Source organism: Micromonospora mirobrigensis, assembly GCF_900091555.1.
Classification (GTDB): Bacteria; Actinomycetota; Actinomycetes; order Mycobacteriales; family Micromonosporaceae; genus Micromonospora; species Micromonospora mirobrigensis.
This window is the reverse complement of sequence record NZ_FMCX01000002.1, coordinates 585,232-590,459: the sequence shown is the minus strand read 5'-3', so window position 1 is coordinate 590,459 and position 5,228 is coordinate 585,232. Positions and strand designations below refer to the sequence as shown.

Annotated in this window: 4 protein-coding genes; 3 read left to right on the top strand and 1 reads right to left on the bottom strand. The window is 73.3% G+C overall.

Features of this window, described 5'->3' with window-relative positions; translation table 11 throughout:
* Positions 1 to 534 precede the first annotated feature (534 nt).
* The gene (locus GA0070564_RS10065) at positions 535 to 1,929 is read left to right on the top strand and encodes a dihydrolipoyl dehydrogenase family protein (protein ID WP_091606257.1); all 1,395 of its coding nucleotides are present in this window, start codon (positions 535 to 537) and stop codon (positions 1,927 to 1,929) included.
* 43 nt (positions 1,930 to 1,972) lie between these two features.
* Positions 1,973 to 2,374, top strand: coding sequence for a nuclear transport factor 2 family protein (locus GA0070564_RS10060; protein ID WP_176730622.1), 402 nt, complete (start codon positions 1,973 to 1,975; stop codon positions 2,372 to 2,374).
* On the opposite strand, the gene GA0070564_RS10055 is transcribed toward GA0070564_RS10060, so the two are convergent.
* A complete protein-coding gene (locus GA0070564_RS10055) occupies positions 2,332 to 3,015 on the bottom strand; it encodes a flavin reductase family protein (protein ID WP_091606249.1) in 684 nt (227 codons plus the stop codon). The two genes, GA0070564_RS10060 and GA0070564_RS10055, sit on opposite strands and share 43 nt — an antisense overlap.
* A gap of 179 nt (positions 3,016 to 3,194) precedes the next feature.
* Here GA0070564_RS10055 and GA0070564_RS10050 point away from each other — a divergent pair, with 179 nt between their 5' ends.
* On the top strand, positions 3,195 to 5,204 hold the full coding sequence (locus GA0070564_RS10050; RefSeq protein WP_141714737.1) for a putative bifunctional diguanylate cyclase/phosphodiesterase: 2,010 nt from the start codon (positions 3,195 to 3,197) through the stop codon (positions 5,202 to 5,204).
* The last annotated feature ends 24 nt before the right edge of the window (positions 5,205 to 5,228 follow it).

Here is a 5,228-nt window from a genome sequence, read left to right as displayed (position 1 = left end):
CGGATCCGCTTCCTCCTTCGGGTCGGCGGCGGCCGGGCGGTCGCCGCCGACGCGGCGACCGGCCCGGTGACGGCTGGCGATCGGGTGTCCGGACCTGCCGTGCCGGCCGGTGGGTCGCCGGTGGTGGAGGGCGGTCACGGGTACGGTGCCGGGCGTCCTGCCTCGCCACCGACCGGTGGGCCGCCCGCGGTCGCAAGCTTCCGACGCCGGCGCCCGCGGAGCAGTCGCCGATGCGACAGGTGTCGATCTCCCGATGCGGTCGCCTGTCACATGATGGCACTGATGATCTTTGATGGGATCCACGGATCGTGTCGGTCGTCGACGCTTTCGGTGACCGTCGATGCACGTTCGTCCATTGCCTGGCGGTCCGCGCGGGGTGGGGGCGCGCGTCAACCGGTGGACGCCGCGGCGCACGAACGGATGGCCGTAGCGTCAACCGGGCACCCGAAGCGGAGCCGCCTGTGATTCTCAGCGGGTCGGGTGGGAACGGTCGTCGGCCCCGGCGCCCCGCCCGGCGGGCGAAGGAGGGCTCGGATGGTCGGTGCGGTGGAGCGGTTCGACGTCCTGGTGGTCGGCGGCGGCAAGGCCGGCAAGACACTGGCGATGGATCTGGCCCGATCGGGTGCGACCGTCGCGATGGTCGAGCGCGGCATGATCGGCGGCAGCTGCATCAACGTGGCCTGCATCCCGACCAAGGCCCTGGTGACCAGCGCCCGGGCCGCCCGTGCGGTACGCGGGGCCGACGCGCTGGGGACCGTGGTGCACGGCTCCCACCTCGACCTGGATCTCCTGCGCGCCCACAAGGAGGACGTGGTCGACGGCATGGTGGCCGCGAACCGTCAGCAGTTCCTGGAGTCGGGTCTGCACCTGGTGATCGGAGCGGCCACGTTCGTCGCCCCCCGCACCGTACGGGTGGCCCTGCCCGACGGCGGCACCCGCCTGATCAGTGGCGACCGCGCGGTGATCAACACCGGGACCCGCCCGTATCTGCCACCGATCCCGGGGCTGCCCGAGGCCGGCGTGCTCACCAGCGACGACCTGCTCCGGCTGAGCCGGCTGCCGCGCCGGCTGACCGTCCTGGGCGGCGGCACCGTCGGGGTCGAGTTCGCGCAGATGTTCGCGGCCTTCGGCAGCGCCGTGACCATCGTCGAGGGCGGGCCCCGACTGCTCAGCCGGGAGGACCCCGAGATCAGCGACGCGGTGGCGCAGGTGTTCGCCGCCGACGGGATCGACGTGCGGACGGCCGTCGCGGTGGACCGGATCGACCGGGTCCCGGACGGGACCGTACGGGTGGTGACCGCGGACGGCGCCGCCGTCGACGGCGACGTCGTCCTGGTGGCGGTGGGTCGGGCGCCGGTGACCCGGGAGCTGGATCTCCCGGCGGCGGGCGTACGGACCGGCGAGCGGGGCTTCGTCGAGGTGGACGAGTACCTGCGCACCAGCGCCGAGCGGACCTGGGCGGCGGGGGACGTCGCCGGCAGCCCGCAGTTCACTCACGCCTCGCTGGACGACTACCGGGTGATCCGGTCCCAGTTCGTCGGCACGCCGCGCAGCACCACCGGCCGGCTGGTGCCGTACACCGTCTTCACCACGCCGGAGCTGGCCCGGGTGGGGCTCACCGAGACCGAGGCCCGGGCGGCCGGTCATCCGGTCCGGGTGGTGCGCCTGCCGGTCGCCGCCATCCCGCGGGCGCGGACGCTGCGGCAGACCACCGGGATGTGGAAGGCGGTGCTGCACCGCGACACCGACCGGATCCTCGGCGTCGCCCTGCTCGGCGCCGAGGCCGGCGAGGTGGTCACCGCCGTGCAACTGGCGATGCTGGCCGGGATGCCCGGCACCGCGCTGCGCGACGCCATGATCACCCACCCCACGATGGCCGAGGGGCTCAACCTGCTGTTCGCACAACTGGCACCGGAGCCCGTCCGGTGAGTGGTGGTTCGCCCATGACGAGCGAAGCCGAAGAGGATGAATGATGACGACACGTGACGTGGTGGAACGGTTCTTCGCCATGGTCGGCGGCGGTGCCGATCCGGAGGAGATCGCCCTGCTGTTCGCCGAGGACGTCGACTGGGATCTGCCGGGGTCGCCGGCGATCCCGTGGGTCGGGCGGCGCTCCAGCCGGGCCGAGGTGGCCGACTACCTGCGCGTCCTCGGGGCGAACATCGTGCCCGAGGAAAACGTCGACCAGATCGAGGCCATCCTGTACGACGGGGACGACGCGGTGATGCTCGGGCGGTTCGGACGGGTCGCCCGCAGCACCGGCCGCCGCTACGAGATGGCCGTCGCCATGCACTTCCGGGTGCGCGGCGACCAGATCGTCGCGTTCCGGCTCTACGAGGACTCGTTCCAGGTGGCCGAGGCGTACGCCGAGTGAGGCGTGCTCCGGTCGGTGGGTAGCTGGTGCGGCATCCGCCACCCCTCCGCCAGCCGGGACGGGTGGATGTTCGCGCCACCGCCGAAGAACTCGGTGAACTTCATGATCAGCGGGTCCCAGCCGACCGGGTCGACGTACGCGGTCCCGGCGATGAGCAGCTCCTGCTCCACGTGGGCGCGGAGCACCGCCACCTCGAAGGCGGTGGCGTCGACGTGCGGCAGGCCGAACGGATGGGTGGCGACCACCCGACACTCGAGCTGGATCGGGCACTGCGCGACCCGGTCCGGCCCCACCAGGTCCGACGCCTGCCGGTCCAGGCCCGCCACGGCGAACTTGTCGGGCTCGTGCCGGTAGCCCTGGGCCCGCTTGCGCTCGGGGACGTCGGGCCGGGCGGTGGTCAGCGCCAACCGGTCGACCGCGTCGACCAGGCCGGAGGGGGCCAGGTTCAGCACCGCCTCCCGCTCCCGCTCCAGGTTCCGTGCCGTCTGGCTGGCGTTGGCCAGCCCGAGCAGACCGGACTGGCCCAGCCACCACGCCGACGACATGGGCGCGATGTTGGTGCCGCCGTCGGGGTTGCGGCTGCTGATCAGGACGACGGGGGTGCCGAAGTAGAGCACCTTGAGCGGCGTGACGATGTGCATGATCCCAACCTGCTGCACCGCCCGGGCCGGTGCTGGCGGGTATCGGACGGCGCGTCCGGGCGGTCACCGAGCCGAGCGGGCCACCGCATCGATGGGTAGACTCACTGTCGCGTTCGGACGGCTTCTCCGTCGGACGTCACCGTGCCGTGTCCGTCATCGGCGAGGAAGTGGGTGGCCTGGTGAGCACGCTGCCGGCCCTTGCCGCGGACGCCACGTCCACCGCCCTGGTGATGATCGGCCCCGACGGCCGCTGCCTGTGGCGCAACGCGGCCGGTCATCGGCTCGGCGTCGCGCTCACCGAGCTGCCGCTGGGGCGGCTGACGGCCGGCGGGGACGCGGTCGAGCTGCCGGTGCGCCGGTCGGACGGGAGTGTCCGCTGGCTGCGGGTGCGCTGTCACGGCGTGCAGCACGCCGGCGAGTCGCTGCGCCTGTTCGAGCTGTGGGACGTCAGCGTCGAGCGTCGCGAGCGCGAGCGGGGACGCAACTACCGGTGGCGGCTGGCCCACATCGAGCAGCTCGCCAAGGTCGGCACCTGGGAGTGGGACCTGCCCTCCGGTGAGGTGATCTGGAGCGACGTGCTCCAGCGGATGTTCGGCCTGCCGCCCGGCACCGGCCTGGACTACCCCGCCTACCGGCGGATGGTGCACCCCGACGACATCGGGATGATCGAGCAGACGCTCGAGGACGCGCTGCGCCGGGGCGGGGCGTTCTCCTACACCCACCGGATGTACCTGGCCGACGGCGCCACGCTGCGGGTCTTCGAGTGCTACGGCGAGGTCTTCACCGACAGCACCGGCGCACCCGTGCGGGTGCTCGGCACCGCCCACGACATCACCGCCGTCCGCCGGGTCCAGGACGAGCTGACCCGGCTCGCCGAGCGTGACCCGCTGACCGACCTGCCCAACCGGCGGGCCCTGCTGGCCCACATCGACGAGCTGCTGGCCGGCGGGCCGGAGCCCTCCGGCGCTTTGCTGCTGGTCGACATCGACAACTTCAAGGACATCAACGACGTGCACGGGCACGCGGTCGGCGACGAGGTGCTGCGGGCGCTGACCAGACTGCTCGAACGTGAGCTGCCGCCCGGCACGCTGCTCGGCCGGCTCGGCGGCGACGAGTTCGCCGTCGTCCTGCCCGGCGCGGACGCCGAGGGCGCGCTGGTCATCGCCGAGGCGATGTGCAACGCGGTCGTCCGGGCGCCGGTGCCGGTGGCCGGCACCGGCCTGCGGGTGACCCTGAGCATCGGCGCCGCCTCGCGGGAACCGGGCGACACCCGCGACACCATGCTGGCGCACGCCGATCTCGCCCTGTACGAGGCGAAGGACGCCGGCCGCAACCGGGCCCGGGTCTACCTGCCCGAGCAGTACCGGCACGCCGTGCAGCGGGTCAGCGTGGTCACCCGGGTCCGCCGGGCCCTCGACGAGAACCGGATGGGACTCGACGCCCAGCCCATCGTGGACCTGGCGACCGGCCAGGTGGTCAGTCACGAACTGCTCGTCCGGCTGCGCGACGGGGCGGAGCCGGTGCTGTCGCCGGCGGAGTTCCTGCCGACGGTGGAACGCGACGACCTGATCGGCGACCTCGACCGGTGGGTGGTGGCCACCGCCACGGCGGCGCTGGCCGAGCCGGGGGCCACCCGGGCGGGCCTGCGGTTCGACATCAACATCTCCGCCCGTTCCCTGGAGTCCCCGGGCTTCGGCGACTGGGTGGTACGCACGCTGCGCGCCGCCGGCATCGCGGCCGACCGGCTCGGTCTGGAGGTCACCGAGACCGCGGCGATCACCAACGTCGCGGCGGTACGCCACCTCGCCGACGCGCTGCGCGACGCCGGCTGCCGGCTGAGCCTCGACGACTTCGGCGCCGGCTTCGGCTCCTTCGCCTACCTCAAGCACCTGCCCTTCAGCACGGTGAAGATCGCCGGTGACTTCGTCCGGCAGGCCGACCACGGTGGCGCCGACCCGGTGCTCATCGACGCCGTGGTCCGCGCCGCCCACGGCCTCGGCATGTCCACGGTGGCCGAGTCGGTGGAGCGTGCCGCGCTGGTGCCGGCGCTGCGCGCCCTGGGCGTGGACGCCGGGCAGGGCTACCATCTGGGCCGCCCGGTTCCGCTGGACGAGCTGTCCCGGCGTACCTCCCGTGCCTGGCAGGACACCGTCGTCGTCCCGACCGTCGTCCGGCAGTCCCCGCGCTGACCCCTCGCCCACCCTGGAGAGTCG

What these genes read in the sequence shown, in the direction of transcription:
- GA0070564_RS10065 (WP_091606257.1), top strand. Translation starts at nt 535, where the DNA reads ATGGTCGGTGCGGTGGAGCGGTTCGACGTCCTGGTGGTCGGCGGCGGC.
- GA0070564_RS10060 (WP_176730622.1), top strand. Translation starts at nt 1,973, where the DNA reads ATGACGACACGTGACGTGGTGGAACGGTTCTTCGCCATGGTCGGCGGC.
- GA0070564_RS10055 (WP_091606249.1), bottom strand. Translation starts at nt 3,015, where the DNA reads ATGCACATCGTCACGCCGCTCAAGGTGCTCTACTTCGGCACCCCCGTC.